Raw genomic sequence first — 24,676 nt, 5'->3', positions numbered from 1 at the left:
GATGATGGAATCCAAGGAAACATTGGTGGGTCAACCCGTCGCCACTCGAGACCTGCCCGCCGCAAAACTGAGTGGTGCAACGGTGCGGTTCGGCACTTACACTGCCATCGAACACCTTGACCTGGAGATCGAGGCGGGCGCCTTCTACACAATCCTCGGCCCTTCAGGATGTGGCAAGTCAACCTTGCTGCGGCTGGTCTCGGACCTGATCCCGGCTGCCAGTGGTGAGGTTTGTGTTTTTGGGAAGTCCACCGAAGAGGCGCGGCTGGCACGGGAGTTCGCATTTGTGTTCCAGGATGCGGCGCTATTGCCATGGCGGACGGCGCTGGAAAATGTCGAGTTGCCACTTGAGATCGGACGCAAACGCAATGTTCGGATTCCGGTTGGCCCGCGTAACCCGCGCGAGTTGCTGGAACTCGTCGGTCTTAAGGGTCGGGAAAATGCTTTGCCGCACGAACTGTCGGGCGGCATGCGTCAACGGGTCGCCATTGCGCGCGCATTGCTATGCCAGCCCAAGCTGCTGCTAATGGATGAACCCTTTGGTGCCTTGGATGAAATGACCCGCGACCGTCTGAACCTTCAGTTGCTGGAGATCTGGCGCGAAACGGGCACAACGATCCTGTTCGTCACCCATTCCATCTCCGAGGCGGTGTTCCTGGGGCAGAAGGTGATCATGCTGAGCGCCAACCCCGGCCGGCTACGGGAGGTCGTCGATATCGAGCTTCCAGAGCCGCGCGAGATGAAGCTGCGCGATACGTCGGACTTCACCCGTCACTGTGCGTATCTTCGCGAACTTCTGGAGACTTGCTGATGGCTGTCGTGGAAACCGTTTTGACTACCGATCTTCTGATTCAGGCCCGGAATACCGCCCGTAGGCAGAAGGTGACATCGGTGATCGTGCCGATCGCCACTGCCGCGGCGCTAGTGGCGCTGTGGCAGGTGGGGGTGAAGGGTTTTGGCGTTCCGACTTACATCGCCCCGGCGCCGTCGGACGTAGCGGCCACCTTTGTAGATAAGTTCCCGCTGCTGATGCAGAACTTCTGGCCGACTTTTTTTGAAAGTGTGGCGGGTTTTGTGGTCGGAAACCTTGCCGCGATTCTAATCGCCGTTGCCTTTGTCCATTCCCGCAACGTCGAGCGCGCGTTCTTCCCGATCGCCGTCTTCGTCAACACGATCCCGATCCTTGCCATCGCGCCGATCCTTGTTCTGATCTTTGGGCCCGGCATGACGGCCAAGGTAGTGATTGCCGCGCTGATCTGCTTTTTCCCGACGCTGGTAAACATGGTTCGGGGCCTACAAGCCGTTAGCCCTCAGACTCTGGAACTGGCGCGAATTCTGTCGGCCTCAAAATCCGAGGTCTTCTGGAAGATGCGCCTTCCGTCCTCGCTACCATTCCTGTTCTCGGCGCTCAAGATATCGGCCACGACCTGCGTTATTGGCGCGATTGTGGGCGAATGGGTGGGCGCTGACCGGGGCTTGGGCGCGCTGATCATCGACGCGACCTTCAACTTCAATTCGCCGCTGCTCTACGCGACTGTTCTGATGTCGTCGGGCCTTTCGGTGCTGCTGTTCGCCTTGGTAAGTCTGACCGAGCGCCGCATCGTCCGCTGGTGATCTAACACCCTTTAAAACAACAGAAAACCGACGCCACAGGCTGACACAGCCTTGGCGTGACAGGAGGAGTTTGTCAAAATGACCGAACGAAACAGAGAGTTTCTGACCACAAGATCCGAACAGGTGCCCGTCGTCAGCGATACCGATGTCGTGGTGATCGGGGCCGGGCCGGCGGGCCTGTCAGCCGCCGTATCGGCTGCGCGGAATGGCGCAAGGGTGACGCTGATCGAGCGTTATCACCATCTGGGCGGAATGGCCTCGGGTGGGATGGTGCTGGTGCTGGACGACATGGTGAACGACGGGTCCGAGATCGTCACCACTGGCATAGTCAGCGAGTTCGTCGACCGGATGCAGCGTCAGGACGGTGCCGTCTTCCCGCCACCGCAGGATTGCCTGACCAACTGGGAGATGTGGCAGAAGTGGTCGCGCTGGGGCTGCATCGACTTTCACAAGCAGGGGATGCCGCAGCCGATCATTCACGCCGTGGCGTTTGATCCCGATGTCTGGAAGCGCGTCAGTCTGGATCTGGTGGTGGATGCCGGGATCGAGCTTCGGACCCACAGCTGGTTTTCGGAAGCGCTGGTCGAGGACAATCGCGTTACCGGCGTGATCGTTCAGACCAAGCTGGGTCGTCAGGCGATCCGGGCGCGCATGGTGGTGGACGCCTCGGGCGATCTGGATGTGGCGGCGTCTGCCGGGGCATCTTTCGCAACCGGACAGTTCATCGTCACCACCGTCTTTCGCCTGATGGATGTGGATACCGACAAGGCGGAAGCTTTCGAATATCAGCACCCCGATGAATACAAGGCGCTGGACCGTCAGGCCCGGCGGGTCATCGGCGGAGCCTGGGGCATGTGGTGGCTCAAGACACCGCTGCCCGGCGTAGTGTGGTGCAACTGCCCGCACATGCCCGGCTATGACGGCATGTCGCCCGAGCATATGGTTGCCGCCGAAGTCGAGGGCCGCCGCCGGATGATGGCGCTGCTGGAGTTCGCCCGCGCGAACCTGCCCGGCTTTGAGAACGCCAGAATGTTGGGCGGGGCGGAACAGTTGGGCATTCGCCAGACACGGTTGCTGCAGGGCGAATACGTGGTGACCAAGGAGGACGTGAAAAAGCGCCGCCATTTCTCGGACTCTGTGTGCCGGGGGCGCGATTATTACACGCCGTATCGGGCGCTGCTGCCCAAGGGCATCGACAACCTGATCGTCGCGGGCCGCCACTACTCGGTTGAAAGCGAAGCACAAAAGCAGTCTCGGGAGATCCCGCCCTGTATGGCGCAGGGCGAAGCAGCGGGTGTGGCTGTGGTCAAGGCGTTGGAGGCAAACTGCGCGCTGCGCGATGTCGATGTCTCGGCGATCCAGAAACAGATGCGCGCGCAGGGGGCTGATCCGGGCGATGTGCCATCGGCCAACGCGCTGATCGAAGCAACGGCAGCTGCCTGAGAAAGGGACCACCATGACGACACTGAACCTTCCGCTCGGGGGCATCCGCGTCCTCGATTTCACCCAGGTGATGATGGGCCCTTGTGCCACGCAGATGCTGGCCGACTTCGGTGCCGATGTGATCAAGATCGAACGGCCGGGAGAGGGTGACCTGTCGCGCAACTTTTTCGGCGAGACCAGCGAGGAGGCAATGAACAATGCCGTCTTTGCCTCGCTGAACCGCAACAAGCGCTCGGTCGAGATTAATACCAAGTCCGAAGCCGGACGTCAGATGATCTATGATCTGGTTGCCCAGTCTGACGTGGTTGTCGACAATTTCCGCGCCGGCGTGATGAAGCGTCTGGGCTTTGACTACGAGACGCTGGCAAAGATCAATCCAGCCATCATCTGTGCCTCAGGAACCGGCTTTGGCGAAGTCGGCCCCTATTCCCACAAGGGCGGGCAGGACGTGCTGGCGCAGGCCATGACCGGGGTGATGGAAAAGACCCAGGACCCGGCAGTGCCAAAGTCGATCTATCCGACCACGCTGTGCGACTATACCGCGGGCATGCATCTGGTGCAGGGCATTCTTGCCGCGCTGCTGGCCCGACACAAGACGGGGCGGGGCCAGAAGGTCGGCGTGTCGCTGTATGACTCGATGATTGCTATGCAGATGCAGGAGGCCGCACAATGGTCCAAACACCGCGAGGTGCTGAATTGGGCCGCCATGCCACTGACCGGGGTATTTGACACATCGGATGGGGCGGTCGTGGTTGTCGGTGCCTTCAAGCAGCATCCGCTGCGCGACATCTGCGCTGCGCTTCAGATTGAGGACCTTTCTCCCGACTATCCTAACCTGTCGGTGCAGCGCGTGAACAAGGCCTATTTACAGGGTCGCTTCCGCGATGCTTTCGCCACAAACACCACAGCTCACTGGATAACACGACTGGAAGCGCAGGACTTGCTCTGCGCCCCGGTCCGGTCTTTGGGCGAGGCTTTGGATGACCCGCAGACCGTGGCCAATGGCATGCTGGTCGATATCGACCACCCGATCTTGGGGGCGGTTACGCTTGTCGGCTCACCGGTCCATCTCAGCGACGCGCCGGTTGTGGTCCGCCACATGCCGCCACGTCTGGGGCAGCACACCCAAGAGGTCATCCGCGAATTTGGCCTGACTGCCCATGCGCGAAAGGAAGCCGTATGACTGTCCGCTTTACCGTCGCGGAGCACGTGGCCCGGGTCACCATTGACCGGCCTGAGCGGATGAATGCTGTTGATGCGGCGACCGATGCCGAGCTGTGCCGCATCTGGGCCGAGATCGAGGTGCGCGACGACATCCGCTGCGTGGTGCTGACCGGCGCGGGAGATCGCGCCTTTAGTGCCGGTGCCGACATGAAGGCGGACGCTGGGCTTAGCGGGCTGGAATACTGGGCTGCGGCCAATCCTGACGGCTTTGGTGGCATCGCGCTTCGGCAAAGTCTGACCGTGCCGGTCATCGCCCGCGTCAATGGGCTGGCGTTGGGGGGCGGGTTCGAGATGGTGCTGGGCGCCGATATCGTGATCGCGTCAACCACGGCCCGGTTCGGCCTGCCCGAAGCAAAGGTGGGACGCTTGCCGCTAGATGGTGGCATGGTTGCGCTTCAACGCCTGATCCCGCGCAACATTGCAGCCGGGCTGATGATGACGGGACGGATGTTGTCGGCCGAGGATGCGGCACGGCTGGGGTTGGTCAATACAGTTGTGCCGCCTGACCAGTTGGATGCCGAGGTCGATGCCTGGGTTGCCGACATCCTGTCCTGCGCGCCGCTCTCTGTTGCCGCCATCAAGGATACGATCCGCGCCACCGCCCATCTGGACCCGCAAGAGGCACGTGACCTGCGCCGCCCTGCGCTGATCGCGGCGTTGCAGTCCGAGGATTCCCTCGAAGGGGTCGCCGCATTCCGCGAAAAGCGCCCGCCTGTCTGGCGAGGACGTTAGTGGGGCATCCATGACGCTTGTTATCCAAAGCCAGTGCATCGACGTCAAGGACGGGATCTGCACGACATCATGTCCAGTCGACTGCATCTATGAGGGCGAGCGGATGTTCTACATCCACCCCACTGAATGCATTGAGTGTGGGATGTGTGAAAGCATCTGTCCGGTCGATGCAATTCGCTACGAAGACGAACTTGATGCCGACAATGAGGTCTTCGCCCGCATTAACCGTGAGGTCTTCATGAACGACACAGGGATCATCGAAGAGCCGGGCGGATGGTCGCGCGGCATGGCGCCGCGCAGGGATCACCCAGACCTGCCGGCACCGTCCAGTCTGGCTCCGCACAAAACCTGAAGGAGAGAATGATGCAAGGGATTATCGCTGCTGTTCCGACGCCGATCGATGCACAGGGTCGGCCACTTAAGGCGGCCTTTCTGGAACACGCCCGGTGGGCGTTGTCCCATGGCTGCGACGGGTTGAACATTCTCGGCTCGACTGGTGAAGCCAATTCCTTCGATGCCGCGACCCGGCATGCGGTGATGGCCATGGCAGCCGGGGGGGTGGATCGCAGTCGTCTGATGGTCGGGACAGGCACCCCCGCGATTGCAGAAACGATTGAACTGACGCAGAAAGCCGACAATCTGGGGTATCCGGTGGCTCTCGTTCTGCCACCATTCTACTACACTCCCCCCTCCGAGGAGGGCCTGATCGCCTGGTATTCAAAACTTGATGCGTCTTTGGCGGACCGGCCAATCCGCATCTGGTTCTATAACTTTCCCCAGATGACAGGCTTTGCCATCCCCGAGACGGTGGTCGAACGCTTGCATGCCCTTGCACCCCGCCGCTTCGATGGGATCAAAGACAGTTCGGGCGATCTTGATTATTGCCGCCGACTGGTGGCCCTGATGCCGAAGCTGCAAGTCTTTCCCAGCTCGGAAACCAGCTTGGTCTTCGGGCGCAAGGACGGGTTCGCGGGGTGTATCTCGGCGACCGCCAACATGACCGCGCCGCTCTGCGCGCGTGTCTGGGCAGGTGAGGCAAATCTTGCCCCGATGCTGGCCGAGATGCGCGGCGCCATCTCGGCCCATCCGCTTATCCCTGCTGTAAAACACCTGGTTTCGTGCCGCACCGGCAACGCCGACTGGCGAAACGTTCTGCCGCCCTTCACGGCGCTTGGCGCGGCCGAGACTGCATCGCTGGATCACCTGGCGTTCGACGCCGCTACCGCCTGAACTCAACCGGAGATTTTCATGAAAGATACGAACGACATTTACGGCAACCTGATTGGCGGCGAGTGGCTGCAAGGCAACGGCAGCAGCATAAATGTGAACCCCTCGGATACGCGCGATATCGTCGGCCTTTTCGCCTGCTCGGGGCTCGATGAGGTCGAACAGGCCGTCAGCGGCGCACGCGCCGCTTTTCCAGCCTGGGCCGCCGCTGGGCCTCAGATGCGGTATGATTTGCTGGATGCCGTCGGCACCGAACTGCTGGCCCGAAAGGAAGAGTTTGGCCGCCTTCTGGCGCGAGAAGAGGGCAAGACTTTGCCGGAAGCCATTGGCGAGACTGTCCGTGCTGGTCAGGTCTTCAAGTTCTTCGCCGGAGAGGCGCTTCGCGTGACGGGTGACACCCAACAATCCGTTCGACCCGGCATCGACGTGGACGTTACGAGGGAACCGGTGGGTGTCATCGCCTTGATCACGCCCTGGAATTTTCCCATCGCGATTCCGGCCTGGAAAATCGCTCCGGCTCTTGCCTATGGGAATTGCGTCGTGCTGAAGCCGGCAGAGCTGACGCCCGGCTGCGCCCATGTCATCGCACAACTTTTGCACAAGCATGGCTGCCCTCCCGGTGTTTTCAATCTGGTGATGGGGCAGGGCTCTGTCGTGGGCGATGCGCTGGTGTCGCATCCGGATGTCGATGCCGTGTCCTTCACCGGATCGGCGGCCACAGGCTCCCGGATCGCGGCCACCTGCGGCACTCTGCGTCGCAAGGTGCAGCTGGAAATGGGGGGCAAGAACCCGATGGTTATCATGAACGACGCAGATCTGCCGACAGCGGTCCAGGCCTGCCTGAGCGGCTCCTTCTTCTCCACCGGGCAACGCTGCACGGCATCCTCCCGGCTGATTGTGCAGAGCGGCATTCATGACGCCTTTGTCGAGGCAATATCTCGCGAGATGCGTGCACTTCGCGTGGGGGATGCGATGCAAGCAGACACGCAAATCGGACCGGTGGTTGATCAACGTCAATTAGACTCGAACCTCCGCTATGTCGAATTGGCCCGGGCGGAGGCCTCGGAGGTCATTGGCGGTGAGCAGTTGCATCTGGACCAGCCCGGCTTCTATCAAGCTCCCGGCCTGTTCCTTGGAACCTCGAACAATGCCCGCATCAACCGCGAAGAGATTTTCGGCCCCTGCGCTACAGTGATCCGCGTTGATGATTTCGATGAGGCTTTGGCGATTGCGAACGACACCGAATTCGGCCTCTCGGCCGGGATATGCTCGACCAGCTTGAAGCATGCATCGGAATTCCGACGCAAAGTTGAGGCGGGGATGGTCATGGTGAATTTGCCCACGGCAGGGGTCGACTATCATGTGCCTTTCGGCGGGCGCAAAGGGTCATCCTTTGGTCCACGCGAGCAGGGTCGCTACGCCGTCGAATTCTACACGGTGACAAAGACAACTTACCAGCTGGCATAGACGGATATCGATGAGGTCTATTGCGTGGCCTTCTTCGCCAAGCGGCGGTGTAGCTGTGGGCAATAATTGATGCACGGATCAATCCGTCTCTCACACCTGAGGCCGCTGCTTCCTTTGCAGATCTGGTAGAAATCCGATGGGCTTGTGCTTCGAAACTCTCATCCCTTCAGGCTGGCACATTGGGTGAACTGCTGGCCGTCGCAAAGAGCAATACCTTGGGGCTGGCAGCCTACATCAGCCCTGAGGATGACCCGGTCACGACATTGTCGCCATCGTCTCTGGACAACCCAAATCCATAGAAGTCAAAACACGCCTGTTCGTCCAGCGACCTTCGGAAACAACCCGGTGACCAGTGGACATGGCCACCGAGGGCGATGAGGATTTTTTCCTCTTCGTTGAACTGGACTTGCGGAAGCTGGAACCGACCATTTGCCTATTGACGAACGAACTAACTTGAGCGAGCCACAAAATCTACGCGGGGAACGGAAGCCGCGTGCCGTCTACGGTTAGACAGATTGTATCTGCGAACAGCGTCTACTCAATCCTTCCAGGGATAATACCGCGCGCCTGATGCATAGAGTGAGGCGCTAACAGCAATTGTCAGATCTCTGGATGTCTCAGGTTTCTTCTTTGCCAAACTGCGAGGTGTAGCGTTCCTCTGGTGCCAGCCATGCCTCGAGATGCTCAAGCGGATCGAGAGTGCCGATCATGGACTTTGCAAGCGCGAGACGCTCCGAAAGCACCTTCTGGCGATCCCCTTCCAAGAGGCTGACACACTCCTCGGCATCCCTGAAAAACCGGTGCACGGCAGTGGCCTTTGACCAGATTTCCATTATCTCAGACAATTGCTTCATGCTGGCGGCAAGCGCATCATCCACGCGGCGTTGGTCTTCTTCCCTACGCCATTTTTCCCGCTGCGCCTCCCAATCCCGCTCACGCCGTGCCGCCGCGGCTTCCGCCTCCGCCATCAAGTTTTGAATTTGGTCTACGCTGGCTTCCAGGGCCTTAATGATTTCCGGGAGCTTTCCCTTTATCTTAGACTTGCCTGTGTCTTGCCAACTGAGGGTCCACTGAACGCCGCGAAGGGGAGAGTAGGCTACGAGGCGAAATCTTCCAGACGGAACGTCCTGCTCGGTAGTCCAAGAGTGGATAAGTAGGGACGGCTTGATTGTCTTGAGTTCCAGACTGTCTTCGCGCACGTATTTGTCGGCAACCCTTCGCAGCGTGACCCTTTCGCTCATTTCGGTCAGTGCAAATCCAATTGGCACTGTGCCAAAATAGGCCAATGTCGGACGATACGGGGACCAAATGCGTCCCATGGAATATTGACCATACTTCCGGTCTTTTGTCGGCACCTCTCGCTCTTCGATTTCGGGGCGGCGCATTTGCTTGTCTGGCGGCGCGAGCATGACTCGGTAACCCCGCTTGTTCAGCGCGCTGTAAACTTCACTGGCAAGATTGAGGGCATCCAGTAGGCAAACTTCGGATGCAATTACATCTGGGAGCAGCTGCTTGTAGGGCCGGAGAAACTCGTGCTCCCCAATTTTTCTTGTTCGGCGAAATGCCCCCTCGACCCCCGCAAGAAGTGGGTGTAGCCGGGCCTTGCTAGGGTCGGGCGCCCTAGCCATCAACATTTCTGTCCGATGAATTGGCGCCGATTTTGCTGGAGCGGCAAGAGGTGTGTCCTTGGACCAGATGGTCTGGTCGCCTGGTTGAGCCGGCGGCAGCTCAGGGCGCGGCTTTTCCTTTCCTACTGCCTTCTTCTGCCAGTAGCCGGCAGGAGGCCGAGGGACATTCAGCGCTGAACAAACCCGCGCAAGATAGGAACCTGAAACACTGTATTTTTCGGCAAGCTTGTTCACCGGAACCGTCCAAACCTCCTCGTAAAGCTGATCTCTGGAAATCCCGAGTTTTTCAGGAGCCTTGGGCGAAGTGACTGTCATGGTCTTGGTTCATTTGAGAAGAATGGTTCAGGTCAATATAAGAGTTTGGCCAACAATCGCCACCATGGACGGAGACGGCATTGACGGGTTTCTCCTTTTGCCTGCGCACTCTGCATGGCGCGCGTCAGTGGAGTTTGAGACAAGGTTCATCTTCGGGCTCTGCCGGAGCTAGCCCAAGACTGGACGCCAGTCATGAGGGCCATTGGCCTTGTCCACAACGGGACGCATGCGGGTCTGATTGCGAGCGAAGCGCTGCGCGCACATCACGACCACGGCGGCTTTTGCACCGGGGCCGAAAGCTGAAGCAGGCAATGCTGGGATTGAAACAAGCCTAAATCGTATCGTCATTTCAAGCGGACCGGCTATACGTCCCTTAGCTTCACCTTGATAATCGGTATGTTTGCGGGTCTTGCACAAAAGTAGTGCTGCAAAGTTCAGCAAGTTGAGTGTGGTCGCTGTAGTTGTTCGATGGTTTCAGGGCCCGCTTCTGCGGAACACGAACTCTGGCAGAATGGTCTCCCATTCACTGCGCTTTATGTAAGTCTGGAAAGCCTCTTCGCTGTCTGCTTTGCGCCAGCGGACGATGGCCCCGATTTTGCCCGAGACAAGGTATGTCCCTTCGGGCGGGACCCACGCTCCCGCCATGCGACCAAGCACGCGCCCTTGCGCGTCGAGGATCATCCATTTTCCAACACGCCGCTCCAGTCTCACATTGTCGTCAATCTCGGCCTTGCTGATGGCGACAAGCGTTTCGCTCGTCTCGGCGAGGCGCCCGGCATAAGAGAGATCGACCGAGCCCATATCTGGCAGAAGGAATTGGTCAGGATCGGGCAGGTCGGAAGGTCGGGGTGCCTCGACCTGGCGTAAAAGCTCGCTGTCGCTGTCAGCGTGGACGAAAGCATGGGCTCCACGGGTCACCACGGCAAGGCTTCGGCGAGCGCGCGTCATTGCGACGTAGAAGAGCCGCCGCGGAGCCTCGCCATCCTCACCCTGCGAGATCGCTTGCCAGCCGCCGTTCAGGATCACCACATGGTCGAATTCCAAGCCCTTGGACCGATGCGCAGTAAGCAGCAGAAGCCCGCGCTGCGTTCCTCTGACATCCTGCGCCCATTCGGCAAGCCATTCCAGCGCATCGGGAACCGGGATCGTCTTGGTGCCGAGTTCGCGGGCAAGGTCCGCGATGCCTTCGGCAATCAGATCGACCCAGCGCGTATGCCGTTGCTGGTTCAGGACGTCGAGGATGTTCTGGATCGTGAGCATCGCCACGGGCCGCTGCCGTAGGCCAGCCACCAGATTTTGCATCTCGCGGAGGCGCCAGACACTTGGTAGTTTTTCATTGGCCATCTCAACCTGAAGGCCCAGTTTCTCGGCATAGGCCCGCACCGGCCCGAGCCGCCGCCAGTCGCGCGAGATGATAGCCGTGCGCGACCAAGAGAAGTCCGGGTCCAAACGTGAGAGCCGGACCAGTTCGTCCACGGCTGCTACCCCTTGGGCAACGTCATCACCGGCCATATCGAGGAATTGCACACGTCCCCGTCCCACCGGGTCGTAAGTCGCCATCACTCCGCCACCGGGATGGAGGCCGCGCAGCTTGTCCACTGTGATCGGATGGCCAGCCTTCATGCGTCCTTGGGCAGACTCGATCACTTGGTTTGCGGCGTCGATTATGTAGCGGGTCGAGCGGTAGTTTTCTGTCAGGAACTTTGGCCTAGCGCGGTAATCCTCTTCGAAGCGACGGATGAACGAAACAGACGCCCCTGTAAAGGCGTAGATGTTCTGGTCGTCGTCCCCCACTGCAAACAGGCTGAGGCGCTGGTCTGGGTCATCGAGAGAGCGTCCGGCCACGGCAGCAATGAGTGCATATTCTTCAGGTCCAATGTCCTGATACTCGTCGACGAGGATCCACCGATAGCCTTGGATCAGCGCTTCGCGTTGCGCCTCGGCCTCGGCGCGGCTGAGCCCTTCACCTGTGATCAACCGCACGGCATCTCGCAATATGGCGTCGAAGTCGCGGGTCTCGGTGGAACCGCCAGCAAAGCTTGCCCCCACCAGCCGCATGGCGAGCGCGTGACAGGTCGATACAGTGACCCAGGCGGCATCCTCGCCGACAAGATGGCGCAGGCGGGCCCGGATCTCGGCTGCGGCGTGGCGGTTGTAGGTCAGAACGAGAATGCCCTGCGGGTTTTCACGGCGAACACGTAGAAGATAGGCAATACGGTGGACTAGCACCCGTGTTTTGCCCGATCCGGGGCCGGCCAGCACAAGGACGTTGGTCTCCTCTCGGTCATCCGCCACGATGTCTTGCTGGGTGGGGTTGCCGAGGTCTTCTACAATCTGCTTCCAGGCTCGCCCTGTGGTTTGGCGCCGGATCTCGACACCACGTCCAGGCATCCAGCGGCGCAGGAAGCGATCCTGGTCCAGCGTAAAATAGTCCCGCGTGAGACTCTGCGCCTCGGTGATCCGATCAAGCCCCTTTTCGGCATAGGCGGCCATGACATGGGTTTGTAAGGTCTGTTCGCGGTAGTGCTCCTGCAGCGGCAGGAAGTCCTTAGCCGAGAAAGACGCCCGCTCGGGATTCAAATGAATCGTCATGGCCGAGCGGAATACAGTCAGTCCCTTGCCGAGCGTCAAAACCTGCTGTTCGTGCAGCCATAGGAGGGCGCGCTCCATCAGCTTGGTCATGTCCTTGACGCCCGAGGTCTTGATGACCCCATCTCCGTTCAATTCGGCCACAAGGTCGCCAAGTGTCGTCTCGACCTGAATGTCCTTACCCTTGATGCCGGCTGGCGCCCCGGCGATCAGAAACTCGAGGAGTCTCTCAGCAGCTGTCCACCGCAGGGCCGCCGTCTGGTCCACAGCCCGCCATGAGCGCTGCAGGACGATCTCGAGCGTTTTGGAAGAGAGCTTTCTCAGCCGGATGTTGCCTTGGCCACCGTCCTCGTCGCGCCCATCTCGTTCGATACTGCGCAGCAGGCGTTCGAGTATATGAGGGCCAGCACCAGCATTCCCCATTTCTCTCATCTTCTGGCTGGCAACTGTGAGGTCAAGCTGACCGCCGCCCCCCGTGTCGGCCTCGGGGGCCATATCTCGCATTGTGCCAATCAGTGCGGTTTCCAGGGACCGCGCCGCCGCGAACCGTTGGCGAGAGCCGTTCTCGATCCCGACATGGATTTGGACTGTGATGGCGATATCGTTCTTGGCCAAGCCTAGGGTTTCGAGGTCTGCCATGGCCTTGGCAAGCGCACGATGAGTGAGGCCTGCGACCCCGGTCAATTCGTCGGTCGAGATACCCTGGTCGGCAGGCGCGTTCATCATGTGGCGCACGATGTCCATAAGTTGCTTGCGCCGAGCGTTGGTGATCTGCGTTTGTTCGAGACGCGCCGCCGCCTCATCCAGCGTGCGCACGATCAGTGAGGACGGAAAGATCTGCACACGGTTCTCTTCGCGCGAGACCAAGGTTGCCTCTTCCAGCCAAGAGACAGCCGTCTTGACCCGGGTGTCATCCGTTGCGCTGTCGCGGAGAAATTCGCGATCCTTCTCCTCGCGCACAATTTCTCCGGCAGTTGCGACCACTTTGCCGCCATTTCGGCCGCTCTCGTCGATCCGGCGCAGCGCCTTGAGGATCGCGCCAATCTCGTGCCGCTCAAGGCGGGAACGGGCGGTGAGGGTAAACTGCCGCTCGACGTCATCGGTGTGATACAAAAGCACGCAATCAGCTGGCATCCTGTCGCGCCCGGCCCGTCCCGCCTCTTGCAGGTAGTTCTCCAGAGAGCCCGGGATGTCGGCATGGACAACCAAACGGATGTCAGGCTTGTCGATCCCCATGCCAAAAGCGTTCGTGGCCGCAATCACGCGCAAGTCACCGACACGGAAAGCCTCCTGCACGAACCGCTTATCATCGACCGTCAGCCCTGCGTGAAAATGGGCTGCAGCCAAGCCCTGACCTTTGAGGAACGCCGCGATACGTTCTGTCCCTTTCCGGGTGGCACAATAGACGACCGCGCCAGAGCGTCCCTCAGGGAGGTGATCCTGTATAACCGTCAGAATATCCCCGAGCTTGCTCTCTTTCCGCGTCGCCAGCACCGAGAATGACAAGTTCATCCGCGACGTGCCGCCGTCAAAGAGGTCCAGTTCGATACCGAGTTTCTGTTGGAAATGGTCGATTATGTCGCGCACAACCTCAGGCTTGGCGGTGGCTGTCAGGCATAAGATCGGGGCCGGCGGCGCGTCACCCGAGAATTCGCGGATGAAACGACCAATGTAGCGATAGTCGGGACGGAAGTCGTGACCCCACTTTGAGACGCAATGCGCCTCGTCGAGCACCCAAAACCCCACTTCACGCTGCTGCAGGACTGAACGCACCGAGACGGAGCGCAATTGCTCGGGCGATATCAACAGGATTGCCGCCTGACCTAGCCTGACGCGGTCGAGCGCCTCTTGCCGTTCGGGCATCGACAACATGCCGTTGATCGTAACTGCCGAGGAAATTCCCGTGCGCTCCATCCCCTGGACCTGATCGGCCATCAGGGCGACGAGGGGCGAGATGACCACGGTGAGCGCGCCAGTCTTGTCGTAAAGGCTAAGTGCGGGAACTTGGTAGCAGACCGACTTGCCAGTGCCAGTAGGTAGGATGCCAAGAACATGGGAATGTGCCATCGCCTTTTCGACGATGACCTCTTGCAGCGGTCGCCCCTTGGCATCGGCAGGCTCGGGGCGGAAGGCAGGGAAGCCGAACCACTTCTGCAATGCTCCTTTCGGGTCGTTCATCGTGGCGCACCAGGCGCACGAGGGCTTTCCACAGTTGGTGTCGCGCAGCTGACGAACGATGACCGCTGCCTGCGGAAAAGAAGCCCGCACCCAAGGGGGCATGACAGATTCCCCGCCCGCGACCGAAATCCATGCCAAGGCATAGGCCATCGGCCAAGCCATCTGCGCATCCTTGAGCGCATCTAGCATAGGTCCGACCTGAGCGCCGCAAGCCTGACCTTCCAAGATCTTGCGGATCGCAGCCAGAGCTGCCTGCCGGTCAGGCGCATTCGCGCTGCGAATTTCCTGAAAGACCGCATCGAAGCCGTCGGAGCGATCGGTCCGCGTTACAAGGTGGTGCCAAGCCAGAAGCAAATCTGGCGGCTGCCCGTTAAGGGCCTCGATCTGGTTGCTCAGCACTTCGAAGACCAAGCGAGCATCAAGCTCGGGGTCGTTCACATGTCCTGCCTGTATCCGACCGTCGTGGTAGTGCTTAACCAAGTGATGGTAAGGGTTGCGTGGAAAGGCCAAGGGGTTCAGCCAAAGCGTGTCGATGGGAGCCATCATTTTGTCGCGGAGCCTCGGCCGCGCTGCCAGCAAGTGCTCGATGTCATGACGCAGAATGTTGTGGCCGATGATATAGCTGGTCGTCTTCAAGGCGGCTTCCAGCGTGTCGAGCGATTGTTGGAGGTTTCGTCTTCCCACCACGACCGCCGGGCCGGGACCGTAGCGCACGGCCGCCAAGTCAAAAATTTCTGCCTTCTTGGGATCGATTTCCAGATCGACTGACAGGCACCGCTCCAGCAGGGGCGGCCTGTTTTCGGTTCTTGGACGCAAGAAGCTTAGAAAAGGCATTCAGTCCAGTCACATAATCGACACATTCCCCCAGTGGTAAGGCACCCCTATCCGCACGGCAACATAATTGCCCTCTGTAGCGCTTGGGGCGCAAATATCACCGGACCTGGGAACCATGTCAGACAAGTGGATGACGCGCTTGGGGGAATATCCGGTTCGGCAAAGGGCGGTGATAACCTTGGACCTCGGATCTCGCTCTTCTTCTCATGGTAGCACCCAGAGATCGTGACCAGTTGCCCCAGACCGATTGGGTGAAGTGGGGAGCGGAATTCCGGTTGCCGGCTCTCCGCCATGAACGCATGGCACCGCATTTCGGCCCTTCGCCAACGGCCGCCCTGTCAGGATGCTGCTTCACCGCGTTCCCGAAAGCCGACCTTCGTCTGGCACCGCAGCAAGAGTCCGGCTGGAATAATAGCGATGCGGATCGGAGCGGACATTTGCAAGAAATTGCTACGGCGCGCCGCAGTCTTGCCCCCTTTTCTCCTTACGCTCCGCCTCAACGCAGGGAGGAAAACGAGTGAACGTTCTTGGGTCGAGCCAAACCTTTGCAGGCGACATAGTTATTACGAATATTGAAGGCGGACTTCTCGTTCAGCAAGGCGACGAGGCATATCTAGCGAAGAAATGGAAGATCTCGCCTGCGACCGACGAATTGATCCGCACTGCCATAGACGCCGGGCTTGGCTGCATGATCCGACACGACCATCCTCTGAGAAGCTCTCGCTGGCCCATTACAAAAGGTGCGGTCTATCTGGCCTTCTCCCCGACACCGGACAGGCAATGGTCCATCGCCATTGATACTTTCAATCCGCGGCGCTCCGATTATGGGTCGGCCGTCTTCAACGGAAAATATCAAGCCCAGTTCATTGCAGCCGGGCTCACTTTCACATTCGAGGCGCGCAACAGGGGATCCGGGCATCTTGTCGTTGATCGTCAGCACTTAATTCAAACGCTAAGGGCTTTGGCAACCTTCGATCATTCAGTTTTGGCCCTGAATCGCGCGCCCCATAATGGAGACGGGTTTACGACCGAATACGTGCTTCAGAACAAAATCTTGACAAACTGGGCCGAGACACCTTGGGCTGCGCGTTACGATGTGGTTCGGTCAGAGTATCCTGTCGACGGCGGACTTACCTCGCGCCGGATCGATATCCTCGCCCGCGACAGGATATCCGGAGATTGGCTTATCATCGAACTGAAGCGCGCAGAGGCGTCAATGGCGGCGGTCCAGCAGGTCGTGGGATATCTGCTCACACTCGGAAAGCAGGACGCCTTTGCGCGAGATCCTCTCCATGGGGCCATTGTCGCTGAGCGCATCCCGTCCACCGTTCTGGCTGCGGCAGAGAATGAAGGGCTGTCGGCTTACGAGGCGAAATGGCCGTTTAATCTGACGCTGGCCCAGAACCGCTGATCTTCCATTAAGGGCCGCGAGCGTCGATGCGATCACCGTTGTCATGGCTGTCATGGTTGTCCGGGAAGATGACATTCAATGAAACCGCAGCCGTCATTCGGCGCCGTCTTCCGATAGGTCGCCCTAAGATGATCGGCGCTTCGCTGTCATGCAGACACCTTGAATTGCCTCACCCACCCGACAAAGGAGGCCCCGCTAACTGTTTAATCAAGATGATATCGGTAACGAAGACCCGCTTCACGACGTGATCGCGCTCACCAGGCCACGCAGGAAAATGCCTTCCTCTTCTCCGGCCGGCACTTGGCCTGGATAGGCCAATGAAACGTTCCTGACCACCGTTTTGCCAACCGTTGCCTCCACCCGCCAGTGCGTATGCCCGAACAGCCACAAATCGGGCTGGAATTTCTCGATCATTGGCAACAGGTTTGAGCCATAGGCTGCCTCAAGGTCGCCGCGGCGTTCACCGATGAGGTCAGGGTGGGGGCAATGGTGCGTCACAACGATGGTTTCGCCCGCGAGGGGCGCAGACAGCTTTTCCTCCAACCATGCGCGATGGTCGGCGTGGATGAACGCTGTGTCTGATGGCCTGATCCGCCTGAAGCCGGCGCCAGCGCATCTGATGTATCGATAGTCGTTCATGTCGCGTTGCGCGGCCATCATCGCACGCCCGGGATCAGCGTGCAGCGCGAAATCTGTCCAGAGCGTGCAAGACAGAAATCGGGTGTCACCGATGACGGTGACGGATTTCTGTGCGAAGTTCGCGCCCGCTTCGGCGCAAATCTCCGCAAGCCGATCGTCCCCGTCCAAGACGTGGTCATAATAGTCGTGGTTGCCCGGAAGCACATGGATGTGTTCAAGCGGAACGTAGCGCGCGAGATGCCGGATCATGGACTGCCATCTGACCTTGGGTTTGTTGGAAAGGTCACCGGCGATGAACACCCCGTCCAGCGAACCCAGCAATTCCGGTGACAGGGCCGCGAGCGGATCGCGTCCGGCCTGCAACCACATGTCTAGATGGAGATCTGCGACGACAAGAATGGGCATTGCTTAGGGTTCCTTGAGAGCGAGAGAGTGCCGGATTGAACGCGATGCGTCATGCTTTTGGCTCAGCGTCCCGAAAGCTGCGGCGCCCGGGTGTCGAGCAGTCCACGCAACAGGATGTCGGCTACCTCACCCTCGGGCAACTCGCTCGGGTAGCCGAGGCTGACATTAATGATCGGAGTTAAGCCGACCGTGCCAGACAGATGTCGATGGGTGTGGCCGAACAGCCAGAGATCCGGTTTGTGTTGCAGGATCCAGGCGTCCAGGTCTGAAACAAACGCGGGTGTGACCTGATTGATGGGCCCGCTGGCAGAAGGACTTGGCCCATGGTGTGTTATGATAACTGTGCGGCCGTCAAAGGGCCGATCGATCTCGGCGGTCAGCCAAGCCAGATGATCGGCATGGATCGCGGCGGTGTGCTGCGGCAAGAGCCGGTCACCTGCTGCGGTCCGCGTTATCAGTTGGTAGTCGTTCATTGAGCGGGCGGCAGCATTCTGTGCAGCAACTTCATCGCCGCTGAGTCGGAAATCAGTCCAAAGCGTTGCGCAGAGGAAACGCACATCCTCGACTTCAATGACAGCTTTCTGCACCCAATTCATCCCCGCAGCCTCGACCATCCCCCGGAGCCGCTCATCGCCAGAGATATTGAAGTGATAATAATCGTGGTTTCCGGGCAGGATGTAGATCTTCCTTGGCTCCATCAGCATGGACAGTCGATTGAGCGCCATCGGCCAGTTTCGGATCGGATTGTTGGCAAGGTCACCAGCCACGATCAGAACGTCAATCGCGCCCAAGGCCGGTAAGGCTGTTGAAAACGGGTCCCGCGCAGCGTGCTGCCAAGTGTCAAGGTGAAGATCGGCAGTGACCAGAACATGCATTATCAGACCTTTTGGTTTTCGTGAGATTTTATAAAAAAACTGACTTCGGATTCACTCACATTAGTTGATGGTTCGTCGAAAACGCGACCCCATAATAGAAAGTAGATCACGCGCATCTTTGATCTCAAGTGTGGGCCAACCATAGGGTTTTGAGGTGGGGCTCTCCGGACTCTTCGTCTCAATATTGGTCTTCAAATGTGAGCCGAGCCGATAAAAGCGTGAAACCGTGCGTGCCCAAGTCAAATCCTCAGAAAGTGCAATAAGCGGTGAGGATGAAATGACAGCACTGTCAAACTTCGGATGTGACTCCACCACGCCACATAAGAACAAAGTCCGACTATCATGGCAGATCTGCCAAGCATTAAAAAATGGAGCTGACGCAAGCTCAGTTTGATCAGGACCAGGAATCGCCGCCATAAAAGTATGTCTGACCCGCTCATGTTCTTCAGCAGACGATATCAGCATCTTTAGATCGATCATTTTGATTTCCAACAAGCTTGCGCGTCAAAATGAATTTTCCGTGCATCCAGATAAAGGACATAAGCAAAGGAGAAATCCTGATGAAACAAGGCGCGGTGATCAATTGGATGAGCAGCTGCGTTGTGCAAGTTAAAAAGGCAATGTGGAGCGAAAAACGTAGACATGACGGTCCTATCATACGGCATGACGGTATTGGCGCGTGAAGCAATCACGCGGTCATTGGTGGACTATACAAGATGTGGCAAACGGCATACGCCGAGAGCTCGAGTGCGCAGCTGATGTGGGTCCGATTTTTGCGCACCAGAATTATAGCATAGGTCAGCACAGAATGCAAACACATCGCAGTTTAACATCTTGTTATCATGAGGAAATGTGAAAAGCCGACTCCGCAGAGTTTTTTCGCATGGTTGATCCTTGGCCATGATGTAACTGTCTGTCCGTTTTGCAGGGGTTTTCCCAAGCTTGAGGCGCACCTCGACAGCCTGTCTATCGCCTCCGCCCAACGGGCTAGGACTTGTAAACTTGCTGCATGAGGCCATCCGCAACGATCTGATTGGCAATGCTTTCACTGATTTTTCTTACTGATTTGCATCCGGTGATGAAGCCGGGGCAACGGCGGCATGCCGTCGCTCCTCTCCGCTTCAAAACAGGGATGCGCAAGCCTGCCTTGAAAGAGAATTTACGGTATCAGGCGAACGATGCGAAAAAATGTTCACCCTGATTGGATTGGCGAAAACCGAATATTGATGCTAGGTGTGATTTTCCTGATTTCAGACCTTTGACCATAGAACAGGCCAAAGACCCGCAGTGGCCTGACAGGCAAGGATAGCCAACTGGTATATTCTGCAGTGGGCCTAGAAAAATATGGGAATGACACCACTTCAGGACGATCAGGTGCACTGCTCTATCTCGACCGGTTCAACGTCTGGAAGTGCATTTTCCTCATAAAATAAAAGGTATGCGAAAAAATATTGGCTCGATGATTTTTAGCATAGGGTGACAAAAAGCATATTTCGATCACTTGACGTAAAATACGAGAATTTGCTGCTTCATAGGTGATTTTTCTTGATCTTATTGGTTCCGCGTGATTGTTCCCGCGCCGAACCCGCGCTCGATTCTTGACTCGACCACGATATCCGCAACCCCGCCCGACGCATACGCTTCGGGCGTCAGCTTCTTGCATCCGGTATGACCAAAGCATCACGTATCCCGTTCGTCCTTGTTCCATTTCCTGATCCCGCCATGAAGGAAGCAGCCATCTTTGATCGGCTGATCGCCCACTGGCAGAAGCTCCGATCTCGGTCGGTCACCGACACGTTGGCGCCGCTTCATGTATGCACAGGCACAGACTCGTTGTGGGAGTGGGACAGCCCCGCTGCCGGCGACGAGATGCCACTCAGCGTTCGACGGCGCATCCGCGCTTGGGCCGAGCGTATCGCGGCGTATCATGCGCGAAACAGCGGTCTCGCGCATCTGTCAAAGGAGGATTCGGCCCGGGTTGAGCAGCTTGGCCATGGGGCAACTGTCGCTGGCATAGCCACGACAGACAAGGCTGACGAACTTGCGGCGTCTCTGCATGAACAGTTTCCCTGGATGGCGGAAGCTACGACCGCCGTCTGGAATGCGATGCGTCGGTCGGCCTTGGCGGGAGAGATCGGCTTCCGCCTTGAGCCCTTGCTGCTTGATGGTCCGCCAGGAATCGGGAAATCGAGTTGGGCCCGCGCTCTTGCACGGCTGCTAGGCGTGGAAGGTATGGTCTTGGATGCGACGGGCGAGCAGGCATCTTTCGGAATCACAGGACTTCAGAAAGGATGGAGTGGTAGCATAATCGGCCGACCGCTTGATCTGATCCTGAGAACCCAGGGGGCAAATCCGATCTTTGTCATCGACGAGATCGACAAAGCTGGCACCGCCAGATCGTCAAAGCATGCGTCATTTGGGCTTGCCGAGGCGCTCTTGCCGTTTCTGGAAAAATCCAGCGCAGCGTCCTGGAATTGCCCTACATTGCGCCTGCCTTTCGACATGAGCTGGATCGGCTGGGTGCTGACATCTAATGACATGAGTGATCTTCCTGACCCGCTGATCAGTCGGTGCCAAGTGGTGCGTCTCCAAAATCTGACATTGGCGCAGTTGCAGGCGTTCGCAGACCGGGAGGGGCGACGGCGCGGGCTGCAGGAGATGTCGATCGATGCGGTGAAGCACGCGCTGGCATCCGCGATCAAGCAGGGGATGGTCCCGAATTTACGCACAGTGACACGGCGTCTCGATCATGCGTCGGTGCTGGAAGCACGTTCGCGCTGGCAGTGAATTCAGCGGTGCATCTTCGCTACCGCACTGCCGCCTTTTGCGAGGAATTTGCTCTGATCGGGACCCCAGATGCGCCTGAGTATATGAAATAGTTTTTCGCAAACATGCAGTTGAGAGATCGGGCAGTCGGCATCTTACCTGTGGATACAGGAATTTTTGGGGTTTCGATTTTCGCAGTGAGTCGGAATCCTTAGTGCATCGGAAAGCATCAGAAGGAAACATCCACACAAACCACGATCACCAAAGAAAAGCCCGGCGCAAGGCCGGGCGAAAGGTGTCGGGCGAACCCGTATGATCTGCCTTTAAGGTAAGCTCTCGTCAGAAGAGTGCAAGCGGTTTTCTCGACTTTCCACAGCTTCAGCCTGCACCGGTGTCCGGGGCAGGGCTGGTGCCCTATTGTCGAACGGAGACTTTTTATGAAGCCAAAGGCTGCCACCTACTATCTGCCCGAGCCGGCGAAGAGCCGAGCCGTGCGTTCGATTCCAAAGTCCTCGCAGGGCCACTTCGTTGGAGAATTCGTCTTTGGCGTCGAAAAACCACAGCGGGTTGGCTTTGCGAGCTTGCTCGAGTTCAAAGCGGCGATCTGCACAGTTTATCTTCCCGGTTTTGTGGACCTAGAGGAACAATTGGCACCGGTGGCGTTTCGCAAGGCAAATGGAGACATCGGTCACCATTTTCTTGACTACCGCGCCACGTTTCGAAATGGCCTGCGCATTGGGATCGCCGTCAAGCCTTCTCACATCGCCAAGAAGCCGAAGTTTCGCGCTGAAATGCAGGCAATTGCAGAAGCAGCGGTCCCAACGGTGATCGACAAGTTGGCTGTTGTTACGGAGCAGAACATCCACCCGGTTGACCTGTTCAACGCGACGCTGTTTCACGCAGCGCGCCGTCCTGTCCAATGCGAAGACGAGGCCATTCATGACATTCGATTGAAGCTGCCGGGACCGGTTACGGTAGAACATCTTCTAACCGAAGGCCGCGGTGCCGGGGTGACGCTGTTCGGTGTCGCACGTGCCATCCATGGCCAAGGTCTGAGGCTGCTCCGGAAGGAACGCATTACGCTGTATGCTCTTGTCGCGGCTAACGATACGGACGCCGCAACATGAAAAACGGCATCCGCAATTTGACAGCGTCAACGCACGTCCCGGTAGAGAAGGGGGCTACGTTCGAACTGAACAAGCGGCGCGGCAAGGTGGTGGAGTTGCGCAGCACTTCGTGCCTTGTATTGTGGGATGAGTATCTCGACCAGGAAACTGGTGAAATCATACATGCCATCTCGGACACGATTTCAAACGACGATTTCTGTCGCTACGACATGCATGGGCGCCTGACCATCATCCGGCGTCCATCTGCGGCGGCTTGCGAAGGGGAGCGGGACCGAAGCCATCGCACCGAGGCCGAGATCGGCCGCATGAAATTCCGCCAAGCCTATGTTGAAGCGGCGCAGCAGCTGATCGCGGACGGTGCGGTTGAAGAGAGTCGCGCTGGATTTGTTGCGCAGGCAGATCGCATCATTAGTTTGGGCGCGATCTACTACAACCGGTATCTGGCGAAGAAGGCTGGCATAGTCCGAAAGCGCGGCGGTGCGGCGATAAATCTTGGCACCCACTCAAGCCCCCCAAAGTCAGTGGCTCATATTTACACGTGGTATTGCCGTTATCGAAGGGGTGGACCGAACGCCCTGTTTGACAGCTACACTAGGTCAGGCAACCGTGCCTGCCGTTATACCGACGCCGAGCGGGTTCTTGTCCGTTCAGTCATCAATCGGCGTCTGGACGAGGAACGCTGCTCCATCACGTCAATTCTGTCCAGCGTGCATGCTGTCTTCAAAGTGCATAATGAAAACGCTGCCCGAATGAATCCGCCCGGGCAGCCACTGAACACGCCCGGCTACGACTACATTCATGCCACCATCGATGCGCTCGCACCGATTGATCATGCCATTCGGACCCGCGGTCTGTCTGTCGCCTATCGCGACATGCATGGCTTGGGCGTAGGTGTCGAAGCAAGCCGCGCGCTCGCGCGCGTAGAAGTCGATGACTACACTTTTGATCTCATGGTCTTCCTGATCGCTGTCGGAGTGTGGGATTGGCTCCGTCCTGGGGAACGCGAGATGCTTGGCCTCGATGGCACAGCCAGGCGCGTTACAATGTCCGCTGCTATCGATGTTCACACACGCTGCATTGTCGGCATGAAGATTTCTGCCGGTGATACGAAGTCTCTACTTCGCGATACAGTGGAAATGATCTTCCTGGACAAAGCGCCGATCGCAGACGCGGTCGGCGCACATGAGCGTTGGAACATGCATGGCCGGCCGGAAATGATCGTTCTGGATCGGGGGCCGAACTATATCACGGACGAAACCTATGATCTCCTGGCCGATCTTGGCATCACCAATCTGGGGGCACCTGCCAAAAAGCCGTGGCTTAGGCCCTTTATTGAGCGCCTCTTCAAGACGGTCCACTCTGGCTTTGCACAGCGGTTTTCGGGCCGCACGTTCAGCAATGTTGTCCAGCGGGGAGAGAATGATGCAGCCGCTCGCGCATCTCTGACACTCGATGAATTCCTGCAATGGCTCGTGCGTTGGATCCTCGACATCTACCACAACACCGAACACGCGGGGCTGCTGCGTCGCACGCCTGCGGAAGTCTGGGCGCAATCACAGGCGGTTTCGCAGCTGCAAGGTGTTTCCCGGGAAGAAATGCGGCGGGTCTTTGGCATCCGTCGTCATCGCACGCTGGGGCCGTCAGGCATCACCATGATGCACATCCGCTATCAAACGGATGAACTGGCGCGAATTTTCCTGGCTCCGCCAAATCGGCCAAAATCTTTGGAGGTCGCATGGTGGCCCCACGATATCGGGACAATTTCGGTCAAGGTCGCGCCGGACCGATGGATAAATGTCACCGCTGCCGATCCTATGTGGATTGGGAGATCTTTCGATGACCTGATGATGCTTCGGCACAGTTTGGCGGGAGAACGGGATCGTTCGGATGCCGTCAAGGCCCGTGCCCTGGCTGAACTCGATGCGGCGGCTTATCGGAGCAAGGCGCTTCGGGGTATCCTTCCGACAATCGTGACCGACAAGACTTACGAACACTACGAGGCGGATTTCCTGCGGTTCATGTCGACGGCTGAGCGTGCCTTCGACGCGCCGGAGCATGTCGACCTCTTCGACGGGATCATTGACCTGTCGCGTGCCGACAACACCGCTGACTCTCCGCCTACCCAGACACTCCCAGCACCCGCTTCCCAATCTGCCACGGCGACCTCCGCCGAGGACAATGACGACTTGATGGAATGATGCC

At 58.4% G+C, this 24,676-nt stretch carries 17 protein-coding genes; 12 read left to right on the top strand and 5 right to left on the bottom strand.

All coding sequences use genetic code 11. The features are described from left to right. The first annotated feature begins 1 nt into the window (after position 1). The 8 genes from CXR43_RS16480 to CXR43_RS16445 all read left to right on the top strand — a co-directional run bounded on the left by CXR43_RS16480 (position 2) and on the right by CXR43_RS16445 (position 7,707). Positions 2–811, top strand: coding sequence for an ABC transporter ATP-binding protein (locus CXR43_RS16480; RefSeq protein ID WP_246831438.1), 810 nt, complete (start codon positions 2–4; stop codon positions 809–811). Beyond that, the gene (locus CXR43_RS16475) at positions 811–1,614 is read left to right on the top strand and encodes an ABC transporter permease (protein ID WP_103336042.1); all 804 of its coding nucleotides are present in this window, start codon (positions 811–813) and stop codon (positions 1,612–1,614) included. Before CXR43_RS16480 ends, CXR43_RS16475 begins: the two co-directional genes overlap by 1 nt. Before the next feature lie 78 nt (positions 1,615–1,692). Continuing rightward, a complete protein-coding gene (locus CXR43_RS16470; protein ID WP_103336040.1) occupies positions 1,693–3,057 on the top strand; it encodes an FAD-dependent oxidoreductase in 1,365 nt (454 codons plus the stop codon). 13 nt (positions 3,058–3,070) lie between these two features. Beyond that, positions 3,071–4,240, top strand: coding sequence for a CaiB/BaiF CoA transferase family protein (locus CXR43_RS16465; RefSeq protein ID WP_103336038.1), 1,170 nt, complete (start codon positions 3,071–3,073; stop codon positions 4,238–4,240). Next, entirely contained in the window at positions 4,237–5,013 is a 777-nt protein-coding gene (locus tag CXR43_RS16460) for an enoyl-CoA hydratase-related protein (RefSeq protein WP_103336036.1), read from the top strand. The genes CXR43_RS16465 and CXR43_RS16460 overlap by 4 nt, the downstream gene beginning before the upstream one ends. Positions 5,014–5,023: 10 nt before the next feature. Then, a complete protein-coding gene (locus CXR43_RS16455) occupies positions 5,024–5,365 on the top strand; it encodes a 4Fe-4S dicluster domain-containing protein (protein WP_103336034.1) in 342 nt (113 codons plus the stop codon). Between the two features lie 11 nt (positions 5,366–5,376). Continuing rightward, positions 5,377–6,243: a dihydrodipicolinate synthase family protein gene (locus tag CXR43_RS16450; RefSeq protein WP_103336149.1), complete on the top strand. Its 867-nt coding sequence runs from the start codon at positions 5,377–5,379 to the stop codon at positions 6,241–6,243. A gap of 18 nt (positions 6,244–6,261) precedes the next feature. Next, on the top strand, positions 6,262–7,707 hold the full coding sequence (locus CXR43_RS16445) for an aldehyde dehydrogenase family protein (protein WP_103336032.1): 1,446 nt from the start codon (positions 6,262–6,264) through the stop codon (positions 7,705–7,707). A gap of 617 nt (positions 7,708–8,324) precedes the next feature. Here the strand turns inward: CXR43_RS16445 and CXR43_RS16440 are convergent. Continuing rightward, positions 8,325–9,650 (bottom strand): hypothetical protein, encoded by a 1,326-nt coding sequence (locus tag CXR43_RS16440; RefSeq protein ID WP_146036541.1) that lies wholly within the window; start codon positions 9,648–9,650, stop codon positions 8,325–8,327. Positions 9,651–10,124: 474 nt separating this feature from the next. Continuing rightward, positions 10,125–15,140, bottom strand: coding sequence for a RecQ family ATP-dependent DNA helicase (locus CXR43_RS16435; RefSeq protein WP_168219872.1), 5,016 nt, complete (start codon positions 15,138–15,140; stop codon positions 10,125–10,127). 628 nt (positions 15,141–15,768) lie between these two features. Here CXR43_RS16435 and CXR43_RS16430 point away from each other — a divergent pair. Next, positions 15,769–16,662 carry an endonuclease NucS domain-containing protein gene (locus CXR43_RS16430; protein WP_103336026.1) on the top strand — a complete coding sequence of 298 codons (894 nt, stop codon included), beginning with the start codon at positions 15,769–15,771 and terminating at the stop codon, positions 16,660–16,662. A 237-nt stretch (positions 16,663–16,899) separates the two neighbouring features. Here CXR43_RS16430 and CXR43_RS16425 read toward each other — a convergent pair whose 3' ends face one another. The 3 genes from CXR43_RS16425 to CXR43_RS17775 form a co-directional block, all read right to left on the bottom strand. After that, entirely contained in the window at positions 16,900–17,706 is an 807-nt protein-coding gene (locus CXR43_RS16425; RefSeq protein WP_103336024.1) for a metallophosphoesterase, read from the bottom strand. 62 nt (positions 17,707–17,768) lie between these two features. After that, positions 17,769–18,581: a metallophosphoesterase gene (locus CXR43_RS16420; RefSeq protein WP_103336022.1), complete on the bottom strand. Its 813-nt coding sequence runs from the start codon at positions 18,579–18,581 to the stop codon at positions 17,769–17,771. 60 nt (positions 18,582–18,641) lie between these two features. After that, positions 18,642–19,061: a DUF6634 family protein gene (locus tag CXR43_RS17775; protein ID WP_146036540.1), complete on the bottom strand. Its 420-nt coding sequence runs from the start codon at positions 19,059–19,061 to the stop codon at positions 18,642–18,644. Between the two features lie 1,242 nt (positions 19,062–20,303). Here CXR43_RS17775 and CXR43_RS16415 point away from each other — a divergent pair. From CXR43_RS16415 to CXR43_RS16405, 3 genes are all read left to right on the top strand, one after another. Continuing rightward, entirely contained in the window at positions 20,304–21,368 is a 1,065-nt protein-coding gene (locus tag CXR43_RS16415; RefSeq protein ID WP_168219869.1) for an AAA family ATPase, read from the top strand. Between the two features lie 416 nt (positions 21,369–21,784). Next, positions 21,785–22,474 (top strand): hypothetical protein, encoded by a 690-nt coding sequence (locus tag CXR43_RS16410; RefSeq protein WP_103336016.1) that lies wholly within the window; start codon positions 21,785–21,787, stop codon positions 22,472–22,474. After that, a complete protein-coding gene (locus tag CXR43_RS16405) occupies positions 22,471–24,672 on the top strand; it encodes a TnsB C-terminal domain-containing protein (RefSeq protein WP_103336013.1) in 2,202 nt (733 codons plus the stop codon). The genes CXR43_RS16410 and CXR43_RS16405 overlap by 4 nt, the downstream gene beginning before the upstream one ends. Positions 24,673–24,676: the final 4 nt, after the last annotated feature.

The organism is Pseudotabrizicola formosa (assembly GCF_002900965.1).
Taxonomy (GTDB): Bacteria; Pseudomonadota; Alphaproteobacteria; order Rhodobacterales; family Rhodobacteraceae; genus Pseudotabrizicola; species Pseudotabrizicola formosa.
The sequence above is the reverse complement of the archived record's forward strand: the minus strand, read 5'-3'. Positions and strand labels throughout refer to the sequence as shown.

Excerpts from the sequence above, each read along its gene's own strand:
- CXR43_RS16480 (WP_246831438.1), top strand. The coding sequence starts at position 2 with ATGATGGAATCCAAGGAAACATTGGTGGGTCAACCCGTCGCCACTCGA.
- CXR43_RS16475 (WP_103336042.1), top strand. The coding sequence starts at position 811 with ATGGCTGTCGTGGAAACCGTTTTGACTACCGATCTTCTGATTCAGGCC.
- CXR43_RS16470 (WP_103336040.1), top strand. The coding sequence starts at position 1,693 with ATGACCGAACGAAACAGAGAGTTTCTGACCACAAGATCCGAACAGGTG.
- CXR43_RS16465 (WP_103336038.1), top strand. The coding sequence starts at position 3,071 with ATGACGACACTGAACCTTCCGCTCGGGGGCATCCGCGTCCTCGATTTC.
- CXR43_RS16460 (WP_103336036.1), top strand. The coding sequence starts at position 4,237 with ATGACTGTCCGCTTTACCGTCGCGGAGCACGTGGCCCGGGTCACCATT.
- CXR43_RS16455 (WP_103336034.1), top strand. The coding sequence starts at position 5,024 with ATGACGCTTGTTATCCAAAGCCAGTGCATCGACGTCAAGGACGGGATC.
- CXR43_RS16450 (WP_103336149.1), top strand. The coding sequence starts at position 5,377 with ATGCAAGGGATTATCGCTGCTGTTCCGACGCCGATCGATGCACAGGGT.
- CXR43_RS16445 (WP_103336032.1), top strand. The coding sequence starts at position 6,262 with ATGAAAGATACGAACGACATTTACGGCAACCTGATTGGCGGCGAGTGG.
- CXR43_RS16440 (WP_146036541.1), bottom strand. The coding sequence starts at position 9,650 with ATGACAGTCACTTCGCCCAAGGCTCCTGAAAAACTCGGGATTTCCAGA.
- CXR43_RS16425 (WP_103336024.1), bottom strand. The coding sequence starts at position 17,706 with ATGCCCATTCTTGTCGTCGCAGATCTCCATCTAGACATGTGGTTGCAG.
- CXR43_RS16420 (WP_103336022.1), bottom strand. The coding sequence starts at position 18,581 with ATGCATGTTCTGGTCACTGCCGATCTTCACCTTGACACTTGGCAGCAC.
- CXR43_RS17775 (WP_146036540.1), bottom strand. The coding sequence starts at position 19,061 with ATGATCGATCTAAAGATGCTGATATCGTCTGCTGAAGAACATGAGCGG.
- CXR43_RS16415 (WP_168219869.1), top strand. The coding sequence starts at position 20,304 with ATGAAGGAAGCAGCCATCTTTGATCGGCTGATCGCCCACTGGCAGAAG.
- CXR43_RS16410 (WP_103336016.1), top strand. The coding sequence starts at position 21,785 with ATGAAGCCAAAGGCTGCCACCTACTATCTGCCCGAGCCGGCGAAGAGC.
- CXR43_RS16405 (WP_103336013.1), top strand. The coding sequence starts at position 22,471 with ATGAAAAACGGCATCCGCAATTTGACAGCGTCAACGCACGTCCCGGTA.